This is a genomic window from Porcipelethomonas ammoniilytica (genome assembly GCF_025567485.1).
GTDB classification, from domain to species: domain Bacteria; phylum Bacillota; class Clostridia; order Oscillospirales; family Ruminococcaceae; genus Porcipelethomonas; species Porcipelethomonas ammoniilytica.
In genome coordinates this window covers 1-14,046 of sequence record NZ_JAOQKH010000021.1, presented here as the reverse complement: position 1 = coordinate 14,046, position 14,046 = coordinate 1, and the positions used below count along the sequence as shown (strand labels likewise).

Sequence of the window (14,046 nt, the reverse complement as noted above, 5' to 3'; positions counted from 1 at the left end):
CTTGGTTCAGCGTTTCCTACGTTCCCCACAGTTTCATCAATCGCCCTGTTAGCTTCGGAATTATCAACAGCGATTTTACCAAATAGTTTAAATATTTCCATGTTTCACCTCCTCATAAGGATTGAAATTTGCTAAAGTGCGGCTTGATTCTGCAAGCATTTCAGAAATATCCGGAGTTTCAATTTCCGGCGGTATTACTAAATCTCTGAATTCTCCCCATGTTTTGCCTGTAGCCTTGTTAAGCCATATCTCCCATACCTTTTCTTCTTCGTGTATATCTATAAACTGTGATATAAAACTCGTAAACTGACCAGTTTGTATATATCCGTCAAGCAAGTCAAACGGAGATGAATATCTTGAGAAAATCATATCAAAGAAATTTACTCCCGCTTCTCCTCCTTGACCAAGTATTTTGATACAACCGTAAAAAAATCCTTAAATTCTTCCTTTGTTAAAACTGCTTCAATCAGTTCTGCGAATTCACTCATTCCCAACTCAGATATTTCATTGGACTTCATTCCGCTTAAATCTGCAAGGAATGAATAAATATCTGTTTCACACCTCGGAATATTTTCCAGAACTGTACCGACCATTTCAATAATTACTTCAAGTCCTATCGCTGAAAAATCAGCGTTGCCTCTTATCTTCCCTTTTACAGATGGAGTATTAAAACAATTCTTAAATTCCGATATACCGATTTTTGAAATAATTTTAACCATTACAAATATATCTTTTGCACAAAGCTTTCTAAGTTCAAATTTCTTTTCTGACATTTTATTTACCTCACTTTTTAATTTTGAGTATGAAAAAAGCGTCCTAAAAAGAACGCTTGACTTTTTATGAAATTGTGGTATAATAAAAGTGAAAAGGGTGACTGCGATAAGCGGTTTTCCCCCGAAATGTTAGTTAAAAATAACCGTCACAATTTGCAGAGAGTGCGGTTATTTTTCTTTTATGTAGAAAAATTTTACTTCTTGTTAAAAATGTCTTTTGCGACTTTGTAAACAAGAGCGATAACGCCTGTGAGCATTGAGACAAATAAACATAAGTCTGAAAATGTCATCATGGCTTATCACCTCCCTTGTCAGGGAGAAACCGCCTACCGTTTTATGCAGAAACCCAATTCACTTTTTAAGTCCTGATTTATTCAGGACTTTTTTATTATATCACGAAAGTATTATTTTGTCAATTTATATCGTTTTTGGATAATAAATATGGTATGGCAACGTAACAGGATTATTAGTCAAATCAGCATAGCATTCAAACGTTGCCTTAATAACTGTAGCTTCTTTGTTTTTACCTTCAATTTCAAGTCCGCTGGTGCAGAGAGCGTATTCAAATATAACTACAATATCTCTTCCGTCAAGGGTCTTTCCGACAAAACCAAGGTTTTCTATGTAATCGCCTTCGCTTATTTTTTGATTGGAAATTATCTCGGTATATCTTGAAGATATCTCTCCCCCTGTATTCAATGCGCCAACAACCATCATTTTCAGTATTTCCGGCGTTACTTCAATAATATTGGCTTCAACCTTAGCAGTCTCACCCGTTTTTACCGCTAATCCCTTTACCTTTACTGTTGCTCCGTCTACTTCAACATCGCTGAATTCCGGTATAATGGAAAGCTTTGTGCCGCCGCTTGTTGCGCCTATTACCGTACTTATCAGATTCCAGCCTGTATATTTTTCAAAATATGTTTTATTTTGTATAAATGATTCGTCAGTAGTTTCAGTGTACGATGCTCCTCCGCTTGGACCGCCTGATATAGTGTAATAGGTTTTGTCGGGGTGTTTATACGTATCAGTTGTCGGTGCATAATGCTCGCCGTATTTTAATCCCTTGTGGAATGTTCCGGCACCAAACATTATATTCCCCGGTGTATTTTTAGATATGCCTGAATGCAGTACTTCATCATTAATTCCTGCCATGTTATTTCACTCTCCATTCTTTTACTTTTAAATTTATTTGTATTCGTTTAAGTTCGTCAACTCCTGTAGGAACAGGCATTGACGATGTATAGAATACGGCAATACCCGTTTTATCTTCGAGTATCGCCGTTAATCCGTCTTCCGGAAAAATATTTTTTATTTCAGCTTTTGATTGCTCAAGACTCAGCCATGAATCCCGTGTTGTTCCTGTAAGAAGAAATGTACTATTACTTTCCCCGTCCTCATTGATAGGCTCAGATTCAGTATATGAACCGACAAAATAAGGATACTGAATATCCTTTGTCCATTCTTCAAAACAATATGGGATTCCAGCGGCATTAAGTTTGTCGGCTATAAATTTAAGTCCGTTTACCGTCATTTTCCCATCTCCGATTTTATAATCCGCTCCGCCTCTTTGACTATGGCGGAACGTTTTGTCTCAAATGCATTATGTAACATTCTTCGGGGTTTTTTACCTCGTGTAAAGTGCCCTCCTTTTTCATCAACATATACCCAGCCTCCTTTTCTGCCATCACCGTGTAATGCGTATTCACCAGTGCCAAATTCTTCCCATATTGCATTTTCAACCGGAGAACCAATTGTGGCTTCTCCTTTGGATTCATCGACAGTAAAGTTCCACGATGCCTTTAATTGCCCTGTATCAACCGCAGTGTTTTGCTTAACTTGAGATTGTATTACTTGCGCAGCCTCATATAGAAATTTTACAGTGGCATCATTCAAAGCGGCTTTAACCTTAATGGAATCGTCCTTTAATTCAACACTCATCACTGTCCTCCCGTAAATTTCAGATAGATTTCCAACTGTTCATTCAGTTCCATGGGATTGTCAATAATCATGATATCGTATATTTTGCCGTTAATAACAACTCTGCTTTTTTCAGCAGAAATGCTCTTGTCAAGACGTACATAGTCACAAATAAAAATATGGGTTGACTCCTGTATTTTAGCATTGTAGGTATTGTATTTAGAATCACCGCCCGACATATCAAGAAAGCCCGTTACTGTCTGGACTGTTTCCCACACCTTTACAGCTTCGCCGATTTCATTTGTTGTTGATTTGAAAACTTGAAAATCCGCTTTAATATTACCGCCTATCCCTTTCATGCTAAAACCTCGCCTTTATATACGGTTTCAAAAAGCCTAACAGGGATTTTGGATAACCCATAATCGAATTATCACTGTCCATATTAAAATATGTCACTGAATGCCTTGATATTGTTTCTGACTGAATCCCCACCTTGTCACGATTCTGCAAGTCCCATTTCAGCATATTCACCACACCCATTATAACATCGGGCGGATACTCCACTTTTGTTATTAGATTCTTCTGACAATCAATCAGATCACTGTCAGCAATGATCCCCTTTTCGGAAATTTCTTTGACTGTATATACTCCGTTATTCAGCAGACTATCAGAAATCTGAATGGTATCCCCAATTTTAAGATACTGCGGAGGAGTTAATATTTGATTATCCAGTACCGCAGACTGAGAGCGTATAGAACGCACCTGAAAGTTATTATTTGTGTATTTACGAATTAATGATTCCAGTGCCTGAAGCTTTACTTCAAGCACCGAATCGGATTCTTCTGTCTCTATGTACTGCTTTAAATCAGCAGCTGAGATAATCATAAAAAAATCACCTTATTTCTTAAACTTTGCAAGTACAATTTTAGCGTCATTTGTTAATGCTACTCCATAATATTTTGCGGCTGTAATGTCATGACGCTGTGCTTTCGGGAACCATTCATGATCAACCTGAGTGTCCTTTTTCAGGAAGATTGTCAGTGCCGGTAGCTCGTCTTCTGTATACTCAGTTTCCGGATTATCCGGCTGTAACTTTATAATCGGACAAAGATAATACTGTGAAGCTGCTGCAACGGAATTTACTTTATCACCCACCCCAAGCTTTGCCTGGCAATACGGCTGAACTGTTGAAAGTTTCTTAGCTGTAGAGGATTCTGTGCCGTTCTCTGCAACAATCGTAATCGTACCATCTTCTGCCTTTTCGTACTGAATAAGCTTTACCTTTTTGGACTTCTTAATCCAACAGCCTGCTATCTTACCGATTGCACCGTTTACTGCAACACCGCTTGTGAATTTATCAGCCGACAGGAAATCATCGTCTTTGAGAAGCGTTGCTTCTTGTGCCGGATTGATAAACATCACCTTTTCAATTCCGTCCTCTTCATCTTCAAACTTTGCGTTTGCATCGACAATTCCATCATAGGAAACTGCCGCAAGTGTTGAAGCCGCATAAATATTAGTACCTGTGTATGCCGCATCAAGTACGTCATTGTCTACCTTGCCGGCTATGGATTTTGAAAGCTGTGTTTCAGCCTGACCGATCGGATTTCCCAAACCGCTGTTAATAGCTGTCTGATAAATCGAAATTGACTTACCGGCACACTTGATTGTGAATGTTGTGCTTGAAGCTGTTAGCTTTGCAGTCTGCATTTCGTTCCCCTGCTCAGGGTCAAAGTCCTCAGCATCACCTACATAATTCCATGATGGTACTGTCTTTGTATCACCGGCTGTGCCCTGTAATGTAGTATCAACCTTTGCATAAGGAGTAAGCTTACATAGTGCTACCGTTTTTGCTTCAATCATATCTCCCATTACTTGTGGATTAATAATGTCATTTAATTTAGTTACTGACATAATAAATTACCTGCCTTTCTTAATTTTTCATGGCTTCATTATATGCATCAGGATTTTCAGCATATAAAGCTGCCCTTTCCGCATAGGGTTTCTTCAGAATTTCATCCTTAGTTAATGTATTTTCTTCTCTGCCGCCGGGAAGTCTGTTGTCTCCCAAAACCTTAAAGCCACCGTTGTTTTCACCAGATTCAAACATTTTCGGGAACTGTGTTTTCAGTCCGGAAAGCTTATCCTCCCAACCTTTGATATCACCGTTTTCATCAAGTTCTAGTTTTTCGCCTTTTTCATTCAGCTTGAATGTAAGATAATCCACATCGGCAGCTTTTGCGGAAAGCAACGCGACTTTAACAGCGGATTTGAGTCTGGTTTCTTCAAGCTGCTCCTGTAGATTGATAATATCGGTTTCATAGCCGGAAATTTTAGCTTGTAAATCCTCATTGCCGTTTGTTGCTTTTTTCAAATCTGCAATAAGCGTATTAGCTGTGGCAAGTTCAGTTTCCTTACCTTTGAGAGTTTCATTTAAAGCATCGTAATCGCTTTTATTTACATATTCTCCGGTACTGATATTTCCGATTTTCACCTGTTTGTCCTTGTTGGCTTCTGAACCGTTATACTCATTGATTTTAGATTCAAATTGAGAGTACAGTTCATCGCCCAGAATTGCCTTTAAAAATTCCATTTAAATCTCCTTTCTAAGCAGTTTTACGCCTTGCTCAGGGCAGTGCGTGACCGCACGGGACATATAAAAAGCACCTCGGTGAAGTGCTTAATCAACTATTCAATTATATCAATGCCATATTCTTTAGCACATTCGTGCTCAATTCTGCAACCTCTTGCATCATTCCAGCCTTTGCAGAAGTAAACCACATCAGCAGATGAAAGAAGTTCAATCGACTTACCGAGAAACCATAAAGGCTTAGTTTCAGCAGGAGCGTTTTGAAAAAATGAATCAATAACTTCAATATCATCTTTCATGATATCCTTAGCAATTGTAATCGCTTCGTTTCGCTCTCGGAGAATTTCTTCGTCTGTTTTTCCTCGCATTGGCTGTGAAATAAATAATTTTTTCATAAAGTTGACCTCTTTCTTAAATTTTGGGTATAAAAAAAGCACCTCTTTCGAGACGCTAATAAACTATTTATTTTTATTCATTACATAAACTAACAGCCGCATAGCAGCACTTTCCGTCATGCCATGCTCCGCAATTTTCTTTTTCACAATCCATGAGTTCAAAAACTGTCTGAGTTACTATTTTGCCATCTGTAAAATTCTGATTGTCATCTGGATTCTGATTCCAGTTTTGCAATTGAGTTTCAGACTTTCTATTATACGGGCATTTCATTTTATCACCTCTTTTTACGCATAAGAAAACCGCCTTATTCGGGCGGTTTATGTTATACAATTTTTATAGATATTATTTCTGACTTTGTAAATTCTATTAAATTATTATCAGGAACTTCTAATGTAATAGAGTATTCATTATCATCATTATCCTCGGCATCATGAAAGGAAAAAACATGACCTTCCCACCGCTTATTATCAATATCAATTAATACTACATCTTTAAACAAATAATTTCGCAAATCAATCATGACTTTCCTCCTTTCTCGGAACTAAATGTGTTCCGGTTTTTGAATAATGAATCGTTGCTTTATCCGTTGGGGTTTCAATTCCGGTATTAATGTCAACGTCTACACCAATTTCCTTTTCACATTCAATTAATTCTTTGTTTTTCCAATTTCCTTTTCTATCGTAAATCAGTTTTCCAGTTCCGCTTTTATGATTTATAATCTCCTGAGTTTCCTTTTCAGAAATAGTAAGATAACTTTTACCTTCTTTATATTCAGGTTCACCTTTAATATGCCTTGCTTGTTTTTCGTGATTTATTTCAAGCTTTATGTTGCCATTTACTGTTTCTTCTTTTATTATACCACTTCCACCGGAATTGTCAATATAATCCCAGTACTTTTGCTTAAAATCATAGTAATCTTTTACATTATCAAAATGCATCAGCTCGCCGGTTTCATTATTCCGCTTAGTAAATGCGCCGTCTAAATCCCATCGGGGCTTTGTAAGTAAAACGCATCTGCAATTACAATCCTCCGCCGCAACTCCAAAATTCAGCGGAGCACACGCAGTCAAACCATCTACTTCAAAATCTTCCTCCAGTTCTCTTACCTGACCGTCAAGCTGTCTGTGATGCGGGCGTGTCACACCATCAAGGGTAGCGTCCCAGACTTTAACGGTATCCGCTCCTCTCGCTTTTGCTTTTAAAGCGGCATCGAGAGCGGAACGATTATGTATCCTGTTACCCTCTGTTCTTACTATTCTCATTGACTGATTGACCGTGATATTTGCATGACTGCGTATATTACGGGCTATTTCAGCATACGGCGAAGCTGTCGATATTCCTCTTGATATCTCGGAAGAAATACGCTTTTTCAGATCGCTTACGTTATTTCCCATTTTAGTATAAAGTCCCTCGGAAATTTTACTGTCAAGTATTATGGCTTCAACAATTTCTTCCTGATTAATAGGAAAAATCAACGGTATTCCCTGCCCCTGCAAATCGTAAAGCGTACCAATAAATCCGTCTTCATAACAATCTTTCAAGTAATCGCTTACCGATTCATATTGATTGTTGTTTAGATTTTCAAGTATAGCCGAAACCTGACCTTTTAACGCTTTCTGATATTCTATCCGATAAATTTTTGACTGTGTAAGTTCATCGGATAAAAGTATCTTTATTTTTTCGTCAATTTCTGAAAGAGACGATTCATAAATCTTTTTCAATTCAGAAAGTATCTCTTTTTCACTTTTAAGCTGATGTTTAAGCAGTTCCTTTTGCCGATTATTCATTTTGCGTTTTTCCTTATATCCTTAAGAGCTTCGGCATATTTATTATTGTAATCAGTACGTATATTTGCCTTTTCCGTTTTAGCAGAAGCGCTTATTGAGTTTCTCTGATTTTTTGCATCAGATGTAACACCCGCTTTTCTTTTTGCATATGTTTCCCGTACTTTAGAAATTTCCTCCTGAATACGCTGCCTGGCAAACTTCTTTTGATCCGGATTCATATTTTGCAATTTAGTTCTGAGACTGGTAATTATATTGAAACATGACTTCGCAAACATTTCTCTTTTTGCCTTGGCAGCAGCGGTAACATCTGCTCTTTGCTCCTGTGCCTTTTTGGTTACGCTTTCAAGCTTCTGCTTTTTCTCTGCACTCAGCTTATCCTTGACATACGCCGCCATTTCCTTTTGGGAATTCGTCATGCCTTTTGTGGATTGCCGACCTTTAAGCTTTTTATGCTTTTCATAATACTCGTGCGCCTTTACGGGGTCATAATATTTACTTGCATATGCCATTTAACCCAACTCCTCTAATAAACTTTCTAACATGTCAAGTACGGCTTGCTGTGTTTGCTGTTCTTCGTCTGATATATCTTCTCCTTCAATTGCCGATTCGGCAGCTAAAAGACTTTCGTCTGCGTTTTCCAAATCCGGAAGCCTATCCTTAATTTCTTCGTAATCAATATCAAGTACCTCGCATATGTTCTGCATAAGCGTTTCACTGTCAAGCTGCGCCGCAAGATTCAGCAGCGTATTGATTCTCACAGACTGTTCCTGCGCTTCTGTAAGTTTAATTTGTGCGTTTTCCTGCGCATTGCTCATAACTTCACGCTTAAAATTAAAATAAACGTCTTTCATTTGATAATCGGTCTTGTTATGCTTATTTATTTCGTCAAGTACCGGCTTTAAAAGTTTTCTCAAAAATTGCTTTAATCGGATTTCAAGCTTTGAACATTTCAGGTCAAGCAGTGAGTATGCCGCCTTGATCGCAATATTGGTTGTAGCGTTGGTATCTTTCAATCCGGAAGTATTAAGCCCCATTCCAAATCGGTAAATATTTTTCTCATCAAGTTCAAGCTTGGCTTGTCTTGCCTGATACGGTATATCAACGGTTTTTACATCAACATCACCGTCTTCCCCAACTCCGATCATCTTTTTGGTCTTTAAATTCTGCTGCAATTCGTTGAGGTCGTTGCCCTGAAAACCCTTTACTGCATATACCGGAGTATCAAAATCAGCAAGATTATTTGAAAGACTTGAAGCCATTAAGTCGTAATCATCAATCAGGTCTTTTACGGCTTTTAGTCCTGTAATTTGCTTTTTGTTATTGTCCAGACGGAAAAACGGAATAAATCCGAATCCCTTAAAATACGTCTTTTCACCCTTTGAATATAAAGTATGAGGTCTGGGATTTATTTTTTCTGATTCGTCTTTTTCAATTTTTCCATCGTTACTCTGAACAAAATAATAAACCTGTTCTTTATCCCATACCTGAATTTTCGCTATTTTTTTATACCCTTTTTCAATGCGGTCTATATATTTGTAAATTACGCAATCCGTATCGCTGTCAGTATCCTTTGATCGAACCTCAACTACCCCCAAAGAATCGGCACACTGAAATGCAATTCTATCTTCGGAATTTTTATAGGCGTACATGTATTCAAATCCCTTAGATATGCAGCCCGTAAGCGTTTCCGATAATTCGGCGGTAAAATCTTCATTGCAGTTGAAATAATCGTCCAGTTCTTGTTGAAGTTCCGGTATATCCGATTTTATGTATTCATCACCCGAAAGCATATACTGTACCGCCTGATCTACAAGTTCGGCAAAGAAAGCATGTGGAATCCTGTAATTTGCTCTGTACTTATCTTCAATCAAAATTCCGTCATCGTTGTAATAAAATAAACGGTAGTCTTTTATATCATGCTCCCCTTCATAATATGACTGTCCTTTTCTTGCGTGCAGTTTCTTTTCAGAACTGTAATCCTCTGAAATGATCCGCTGTATTTCCTCAGCTGTCAGCATTTTTTCACCTCCATTAATAAAGCCATTGATTTTTCTTGTTTAATATCGTATTACAAAAATACCTTACTGCGTCCATAGCGTGGTCATGTTCTTTAACCGGTTTATCGTCACCATGTTTAGCCGCTTTTTCGTCCCAAACATACGCGGTAAATTCTGAAATGGCATTCGTGCAGCAATTCATAAACGAAATCTTTTCACCCTCAAGAAGTGAACTTGTAAATCTAATTCCTTCCAAAACATCGTTATCAGCTTTGCCCACCGGAAGTCCTTTTCGTCTCAGACACGCTATAAAGCTTGCCGCCGATGGGTCTACGATAATCAATCTTATTTTTTTATCGCCAATAAATTCAATCATATCCTCCGCATATTCTTCATCAGTTTTTTGCACGCCTTTTAATCTGCCGTCATAATAATATTCTTTGGTACAAATCCATCTTCCGTCTTTTGCTTTTTCCCACAATAAAAATGCAGTAGGATTCAGCGTGCCATAGTCCACGGAAATGTATTTTGCATTATTATCATCAATTTTGGGTAATTCAGAAAGTACATGCTTCTGTTTTGAAAACATATCATATATAACCCCCTCCGCTAATACCCACAGTCCCTTAATATATCTGTCATGAAACACTCCTGTAAATTGTTTTTCAGCAGATTCCAACTGGGCAGGGGAGAGAATAGGATTATCTGACATCAAAAAATGTAAATGCAGTGCGTTTTTTTCATCAGCTTTCTGAATCCATTCGGTATAGAACCAATGGAATTGATTGTCCGGATTGCAGTTAAACCATAATTTAGCTTGTTCGACTGAAAGTGTTCTTGTTACTGCCTGTTCAACAAATGAACGAGGCATTAACGCTACTTCATCAAAAAAGACACCACTTAACGTGATGCCTTGAATCAGCATGTAAGACGATTCGTCCTTACCGCCAAAAACATAAAAATAATTTTTCTTTCCCATACCTTCAACAGTCAGCAAATTAACAGAACGGGTATAAGTCACCTTGAAATAATGGGTAATGTCAACAATTGACTGCAACGGCATGATTATATTACGTTCTGCCGAACGTACAGTTTTACCGCATATACCGAATGTTGCGCCGTCAAAGCGTCTCATAGCCCATAAAATAAATGATGTAATCATGCAAATGGTTTTGCCCGAACGTACAGCACCATCGCAAATAATCGCCTTGTAATCGTCCTTATAGCACCATTTGAAAACGGTTTTTTGTTTAGGAGATAATTTTTTAAAGGTCATTTGCTGTTATCCTCCGTTAAAGCTTCGTAAAGTTTAGGGGTTTCCTGTTCCTTTGAAGCTTCATCTTCTTTACGCTCACTGAACATTCCTATGTGCTTACCTAAAAGCTCAAGGGCTTTGATCTTATCGTATGAAGAAACCTCAACGCCATTTCTTCCTTGTTTTATTCCTGCAATAGTCTTTTTTGCAGTATCAGGCAAGTCTTTTGTTTGAGTAAGTTCAACAGCGGAATATTCATAAGGCTCTCCTGTTTCTTCATCTTTGCCTTGCCTGTGTACGACCTGAGCAAGTTCCGTGCGGTCTGTAAAGGCAATAGCCGCAAGTTCATTCAAGACCATATCGGCAGTTATCTGTGTTCGTTCTGACTGCTTTTCGCGGAGGATGTTCAAGTACTCTTGTACCTTAACATTCCTTAACAACCTTGCCGCTGCTTGCTCAGCTGTCTTAGGCGAATACCCTGCACGAATAGCCGCCTGCGTTGCGTTTAAGTCGATGAGGTACTCCTCACAAAAACGCTTTTGTTTTTCGGTTAGTTTTGTTTGTTTCGGCATTACCTCACCGTCCTTTCGTTTGGGTATAAGAAAAGCACCTCCGGGGAGATGCTTATAATTATCTTCTTGTATTAGGACCCAACGCTTCTTTTTTGACGTTGTGTTCCTGATTCTGATTAATATTTTTCTTGGTTTCCTTTGCTTCTGAATTAGACTTAATTTCTTTTTCAATCACATTTATCACCTCAAAAAATAGTTTGTATCTTATCTTCAAAAATATACAAATTATTGGCGCAGCCTATCGGAGTTGCACCGACCGAAACTATTGACTGCATAACAGCCGTCATGATCCGGACGGCTGTAAATCAAGGAATAAAACAATGTAGAAGAGAGGTAGAAACAGGGCGGTGCTGCTTTCGCCCTATTTCTATGTATATATCATAACATTAAATCATAGTGTAATTCAATGTAATTTAAAAATAATTCCCATTTATTTTAATAAATTCTGATAACGCTTTCTTGTGCACATTGTAAACGCTCTTTAATTCCATATACCCCATTTCCTCCTGAATCTGTTCCCACTTCAAAAATCTCCAATATCGCTTCAGCAAAACCAAACGGCATTTAGGATTTTTTACTTTGAGAATACGCTTGCGTATTTCAGATTTAATTCTGTCTAGCTGATCTATTTCGTCATTAATTTCATTTTCTAATTCATTGTGTTTATCAATGTAATTCGCCATTTTTAGTTCCGTGCTGTTATCATTATGTTCGTCTGGCGGCATATCTGAAAATTGTTGAGTGCATCTGCACATATCTGATACTAATTTCTCAATTTCAAGTATTTTTTCATTGATTTCCTTATCCAAATAAAATCCTTGACTTAGATATTCCTTAGCAGTCAAACTTGTCACTCCTCTCAACCACGAAATCAATTTGATTCAAATTCTTATCCCGTATGTACTGTTCTGCCTTAACTGCGTTGTCAAAAATTCTGTAATTATCCTTGATGTCACAAACTATATGTCCGTTGTATTTGTCATAGATTACATATGTTTGTGTTGACATTTTAATCCTCCATTCTTTTAGCTTGAAACGCATATACGTGTAAATCTTTTATGTGCTGACATTTTCTAATCCTCCTTTAAGCGGATCGGCAATATTAATCCAATTAATTCATCAGTACTTTTTTCGTAAACAAAAACTCTCCATTCGTCTCCTTTGTAACTTACCCCAGTACCGAAAAATTTTATGTATTTATCGTTTACATATACGGATTTGTCCGAATCTAACTTTAGCCGTCTGACTATTTTATTAGGGGGCGTATATTTACAATCGCAAGTCAGCTTTAACTCCGGTACTTTGTCTATGCCGTCTAAAACTCTTTTTGACAAACATACAAATCGACTTACATCAAGCATGAGATCCTCCTGCGGTATCACGACCACCGTAAATCCGTCTGCCGTTAATAATACCCTGCCATCGTCTAATCTTAACACCCCTGCATGGTCGCTCGTCAGTGCCTGTTGTTGACATTTTATAAAAATATTATTATTCATTTTCTAATCCTCCATATTTCAATTTTACACCCGTTTTTAGGCGTTTTGATTTTAACCCTGTAATTCCATTATAACACATTCAAAATTGATTATAACGCATTTTAGACGGTGTTTTGAGGCATGTATGATAACATTTCTCACACTTCGGCATTTTCAGCCCTCCTGTTCCAATAATCAATGGATTTTATCGGATTATTATTGCATACCAAATTATCAAAACTCACTGTCGCACCACATTTGTGACACTTGATAAAATATATTGTTTCAGAATTAATAATTCTCTTAACAGCTTCAACGCAGCCACCACAAAACGGACACGGTTTTAATTTTTCATTCATTTTCTTCTCCTTTCAGCAATTCGGGATTATCATGGATATTGCCGACAATTTCTGATTTTGCAATCCAAATGTGAAGTTCTCTGCTAAATTGCCCGTCTCTCTGTAAAAATTTGCTGTGTTCATTATCCCATTCAACAGAATAAATTCCCGATCTGAATTTTAAAATATCCCCCTCAAAAATCTTAACGCCGTTCTTGTCTGTTAATCCAGTAAATTGTCCTACTGTTTCGGGCATGACTATATACGGATATATAAAATTTCTTTTAGTTATTGTTATTGCATTTTTTAAGCGGCTTAAATCACCGTAAACCCATTCATCGCCTGTTTTCCCCCTGAATAATATCTCTCTATTCATCTTTCAATACCTCCTCAACTTCATCGGCGTGTTTCCATTTACATATACCTGTTTCTTCATAAACAAAACTACAATCATTACACGAATCACATTCCATTGTTCATACAAACTTGATATAATTCTTTCAGTTTCATTCATGGCGTTCTCCTTTTAATTTTTTCTTCTGCCTTGGGTAAAAACTTGCGTCACCCGTCATAATACCTATTACCTCGCATGCCAATACGGCGATATCTTCCGCATTGTCTGATTTTTCAATATCATTAATCAGCGTTCCTGCCTTGCGGACATTATCCTGATACGATTTGTATACCGAACACCATTGTTCATAAGCCGCTTCAAATTCCGTACATTTACCTATTATCTGCTGCTTGTCAGCTTTGGCGTCATTTTTTGAAATCTCGCCTTTTTTGTAATATCTGTATAACGACCTCAACGTTATATAAAAACACATCTCCGGCATTGTCAGGTACTTAGGCGGCGGAATGTTTTTAGCAGCAGAAAGTTCTATTTCCTTTGTCCGCATAAATACTCCTCCAGAGAATTAACCGCCTCTTTCCAGCCATG

General features: G+C 37.7%; 24 protein-coding genes. All 24 read right to left on the bottom strand.

The genetic code is table 11. From position 1 onward, the window contains the following. Nucleotides 1-87: 87 nt before the first annotated feature. A complete protein-coding gene (locus OCV67_RS11625) occupies nt 88-369 on the bottom strand; it encodes a hypothetical protein (protein WP_147644132.1) in 282 nt (93 codons plus the stop codon). 11 nt (nt 370-380) lie between these two features. Continuing rightward, the gene (locus OCV67_RS11620) at nt 381-773 is read right to left on the bottom strand and encodes a hypothetical protein (RefSeq protein ID WP_147644131.1); all 393 of its coding nucleotides are present in this window, start codon (nt 771-773) and stop codon (nt 381-383) included. Nucleotides 774-1,190: 417 nt separating this feature from the next. Then, a complete protein-coding gene (locus OCV67_RS11615; protein WP_147644130.1) occupies nt 1,191-1,928 on the bottom strand; it encodes a hypothetical protein in 738 nt (245 codons plus the stop codon). Between the two features lies 1 nt (nt 1,929). Continuing rightward, nucleotides 1,930-2,307, bottom strand: a complete 378-nt coding sequence (locus tag OCV67_RS11610) for a hypothetical protein (protein ID WP_147644129.1) — start codon at nt 2,305-2,307, stop codon at nt 1,930-1,932. After that, the gene (locus OCV67_RS11605; protein ID WP_147644128.1) at nt 2,304-2,714 is read right to left on the bottom strand and encodes an HK97 gp10 family phage protein; all 411 of its coding nucleotides are present in this window, start codon (nt 2,712-2,714) and stop codon (nt 2,304-2,306) included. The genes OCV67_RS11610 and OCV67_RS11605 overlap by 4 nt, the downstream gene beginning before the upstream one ends. After that, complete coding sequence (locus OCV67_RS11600) at nt 2,714-3,052, bottom strand: phage head completion protein (protein ID WP_147644127.1); 339 nt, start codon at nt 3,050-3,052, stop codon at nt 2,714-2,716. Before OCV67_RS11600 ends, OCV67_RS11605 begins: the two co-directional genes overlap by 1 nt. 1 nt (nt 3,053) lies before the next feature. Beyond that, nucleotides 3,054-3,578, bottom strand: a complete 525-nt coding sequence (locus OCV67_RS11595) for a hypothetical protein (RefSeq protein WP_147644126.1) — start codon at nt 3,576-3,578, stop codon at nt 3,054-3,056. Between the two features lie 12 nt (nt 3,579-3,590). Next, complete coding sequence (locus tag OCV67_RS11590) at nt 3,591-4,607, bottom strand: N4-gp56 family major capsid protein (RefSeq protein WP_147644125.1); 1,017 nt, start codon at nt 4,605-4,607, stop codon at nt 3,591-3,593. Between the two features lie 19 nt (nt 4,608-4,626). After that, the gene (locus tag OCV67_RS11585) at nt 4,627-5,286 is read right to left on the bottom strand and encodes a phage scaffolding protein (protein WP_147644124.1); all 660 of its coding nucleotides are present in this window, start codon (nt 5,284-5,286) and stop codon (nt 4,627-4,629) included. Between the two features lie 95 nt (nt 5,287-5,381). Continuing rightward, on the bottom strand, nt 5,382-5,678 hold the full coding sequence (locus tag OCV67_RS11580; protein WP_147644123.1) for a DUF4406 domain-containing protein: 297 nt from the start codon (nt 5,676-5,678) through the stop codon (nt 5,382-5,384). A gap of 73 nt (nt 5,679-5,751) precedes the next feature. Continuing rightward, nucleotides 5,752-5,949: a hypothetical protein gene (locus OCV67_RS11575; RefSeq protein WP_147644122.1), complete on the bottom strand. Its 198-nt coding sequence runs from the start codon at nt 5,947-5,949 to the stop codon at nt 5,752-5,754. Between the two features lie 52 nt (nt 5,950-6,001). Continuing rightward, nucleotides 6,002-6,199 carry a hypothetical protein gene (locus tag OCV67_RS11570; RefSeq protein ID WP_147644121.1) on the bottom strand — a complete coding sequence of 66 codons (198 nt, stop codon included), beginning with the start codon at nt 6,197-6,199 and terminating at the stop codon, nt 6,002-6,004. Beyond that, nucleotides 6,192-7,466 carry a polymorphic toxin type 50 domain-containing protein gene (locus OCV67_RS11565; RefSeq protein ID WP_147644120.1) on the bottom strand — a complete coding sequence of 425 codons (1,275 nt, stop codon included), beginning with the start codon at nt 7,464-7,466 and terminating at the stop codon, nt 6,192-6,194. The genes OCV67_RS11570 and OCV67_RS11565 overlap by 8 nt, the downstream gene beginning before the upstream one ends. Next, the gene (locus OCV67_RS11560; RefSeq protein WP_147644119.1) at nt 7,463-7,975 is read right to left on the bottom strand and encodes a hypothetical protein; all 513 of its coding nucleotides are present in this window, start codon (nt 7,973-7,975) and stop codon (nt 7,463-7,465) included. Before OCV67_RS11560 ends, OCV67_RS11565 begins: the two co-directional genes overlap by 4 nt. Next, nucleotides 7,976-9,484 (bottom strand): phage portal protein, encoded by a 1,509-nt coding sequence (locus OCV67_RS11555; protein ID WP_147644118.1) that lies wholly within the window; start codon nt 9,482-9,484, stop codon nt 7,976-7,978. Nucleotides 9,485-9,497: 13 nt separating this feature from the next. Continuing rightward, nucleotides 9,498-10,739, bottom strand: a complete 1,242-nt coding sequence (locus tag OCV67_RS11550) for a PBSX family phage terminase large subunit (RefSeq protein WP_147644117.1) — start codon at nt 10,737-10,739, stop codon at nt 9,498-9,500. Further along, nucleotides 10,736-11,290 (bottom strand): terminase small subunit, encoded by a 555-nt coding sequence (locus OCV67_RS11545; protein ID WP_147644116.1) that lies wholly within the window; start codon nt 11,288-11,290, stop codon nt 10,736-10,738. Before OCV67_RS11545 ends, OCV67_RS11550 begins: the two co-directional genes overlap by 4 nt. A 413-nt stretch (nt 11,291-11,703) precedes the next feature. Then, nucleotides 11,704-12,135: a hypothetical protein gene (locus OCV67_RS11540; protein WP_147644115.1), complete on the bottom strand. Its 432-nt coding sequence runs from the start codon at nt 12,133-12,135 to the stop codon at nt 11,704-11,706. Continuing rightward, nucleotides 12,125-12,298 (bottom strand): hypothetical protein, encoded by a 174-nt coding sequence (locus tag OCV67_RS11535; protein WP_178085118.1) that lies wholly within the window; start codon nt 12,296-12,298, stop codon nt 12,125-12,127. The genes OCV67_RS11540 and OCV67_RS11535 overlap by 11 nt, the downstream gene beginning before the upstream one ends. A 65-nt stretch (nt 12,299-12,363) precedes the next feature. Continuing rightward, nucleotides 12,364-12,789 carry a hypothetical protein gene (locus tag OCV67_RS11530; RefSeq protein ID WP_147644114.1) on the bottom strand — a complete coding sequence of 142 codons (426 nt, stop codon included), beginning with the start codon at nt 12,787-12,789 and terminating at the stop codon, nt 12,364-12,366. 137 nt (nt 12,790-12,926) lie between these two features. Continuing rightward, nucleotides 12,927-13,127, bottom strand: a complete 201-nt coding sequence (locus OCV67_RS11525; RefSeq protein WP_147644113.1) for a Lar family restriction alleviation protein — start codon at nt 13,125-13,127, stop codon at nt 12,927-12,929. After that, nucleotides 13,120-13,482: a YopX family protein gene (locus OCV67_RS11520; RefSeq protein ID WP_147644112.1), complete on the bottom strand. Its 363-nt coding sequence runs from the start codon at nt 13,480-13,482 to the stop codon at nt 13,120-13,122. Before OCV67_RS11520 ends, OCV67_RS11525 begins: the two co-directional genes overlap by 8 nt. 3 nt (nt 13,483-13,485) lie before the next feature. After that, the gene (locus OCV67_RS11515; RefSeq protein WP_262644589.1) at nt 13,486-13,620 is read right to left on the bottom strand and encodes a hypothetical protein; all 135 of its coding nucleotides are present in this window, start codon (nt 13,618-13,620) and stop codon (nt 13,486-13,488) included. Continuing rightward, entirely contained in the window at nt 13,613-14,005 is a 393-nt protein-coding gene (locus tag OCV67_RS11510) for a hypothetical protein (protein ID WP_147644111.1), read from the bottom strand. The genes OCV67_RS11515 and OCV67_RS11510 overlap by 8 nt, the downstream gene beginning before the upstream one ends. Nucleotides 14,006-14,046 lie beyond the last annotated feature (41 nt).

Bases quoted from the DNA above. Each gene is read 5' to 3' on its own strand.
- OCV67_RS11625 (WP_147644132.1), bottom strand. From the start codon at position 369: ATGATTTTCTCAAGATATTCATCTCCGTTTGACTTGCTTGACGGATAT.
- OCV67_RS11620 (WP_147644131.1), bottom strand. From the start codon at position 773: ATGTCAGAAAAGAAATTTGAACTTAGAAAGCTTTGTGCAAAAGATATA.
- OCV67_RS11615 (WP_147644130.1), bottom strand. From the start codon at position 1,928: ATGGCAGGAATTAATGATGAAGTACTGCATTCAGGCATATCTAAAAAT.
- OCV67_RS11610 (WP_147644129.1), bottom strand. From the start codon at position 2,307: ATGACGGTAAACGGACTTAAATTTATAGCCGACAAACTTAATGCCGCT.
- OCV67_RS11605 (WP_147644128.1), bottom strand. From the start codon at position 2,714: ATGAGTGTTGAATTAAAGGACGATTCCATTAAGGTTAAAGCCGCTTTG.
- OCV67_RS11600 (WP_147644127.1), bottom strand. From the start codon at position 3,052: ATGAAAGGGATAGGCGGTAATATTAAAGCGGATTTTCAAGTTTTCAAA.
- OCV67_RS11595 (WP_147644126.1), bottom strand. From the start codon at position 3,578: ATGATTATCTCAGCTGCTGATTTAAAGCAGTACATAGAGACAGAAGAA.
- OCV67_RS11590 (WP_147644125.1), bottom strand. From the start codon at position 4,607: ATGTCAGTAACTAAATTAAATGACATTATTAATCCACAAGTAATGGGA.
- OCV67_RS11585 (WP_147644124.1), bottom strand. From the start codon at position 5,286: ATGGAATTTTTAAAGGCAATTCTGGGCGATGAACTGTACTCTCAATTT.
- OCV67_RS11580 (WP_147644123.1), bottom strand. From the start codon at position 5,678: ATGAAAAAATTATTTATTTCACAGCCAATGCGAGGAAAAACAGACGAA.
- OCV67_RS11575 (WP_147644122.1), bottom strand. From the start codon at position 5,949: ATGAAATGCCCGTATAATAGAAAGTCTGAAACTCAATTGCAAAACTGG.
- OCV67_RS11570 (WP_147644121.1), bottom strand. From the start codon at position 6,199: ATGATTGATTTGCGAAATTATTTGTTTAAAGATGTAGTATTAATTGAT.
- OCV67_RS11565 (WP_147644120.1), bottom strand. From the start codon at position 7,466: ATGAATAATCGGCAAAAGGAACTGCTTAAACATCAGCTTAAAAGTGAA.
- OCV67_RS11560 (WP_147644119.1), bottom strand. From the start codon at position 7,975: ATGGCATATGCAAGTAAATATTATGACCCCGTAAAGGCGCACGAGTAT.
- OCV67_RS11555 (WP_147644118.1), bottom strand. From the start codon at position 9,484: ATGCTGACAGCTGAGGAAATACAGCGGATCATTTCAGAGGATTACAGT.
- OCV67_RS11550 (WP_147644117.1), bottom strand. From the start codon at position 10,739: ATGACCTTTAAAAAATTATCTCCTAAACAAAAAACCGTTTTCAAATGG.
- OCV67_RS11545 (WP_147644116.1), bottom strand. From the start codon at position 11,290: ATGCCGAAACAAACAAAACTAACCGAAAAACAAAAGCGTTTTTGTGAG.
- OCV67_RS11535 (WP_178085118.1), bottom strand. From the start codon at position 12,298: ATGTCAACACAAACATATGTAATCTATGACAAATACAACGGACATATA.
- OCV67_RS11530 (WP_147644114.1), bottom strand. From the start codon at position 12,789: ATGAATAATAATATTTTTATAAAATGTCAACAACAGGCACTGACGAGC.
- OCV67_RS11525 (WP_147644113.1), bottom strand. From the start codon at position 13,127: ATGAATGAAAAATTAAAACCGTGTCCGTTTTGTGGTGGCTGCGTTGAA.
- OCV67_RS11520 (WP_147644112.1), bottom strand. From the start codon at position 13,482: ATGAATAGAGAGATATTATTCAGGGGGAAAACAGGCGATGAATGGGTT.
- OCV67_RS11515 (WP_262644589.1), bottom strand. From the start codon at position 13,620: ATGAATGAAACTGAAAGAATTATATCAAGTTTGTATGAACAATGGAAT.
- OCV67_RS11510 (WP_147644111.1), bottom strand. From the start codon at position 14,005: ATGCGGACAAAGGAAATAGAACTTTCTGCTGCTAAAAACATTCCGCCG.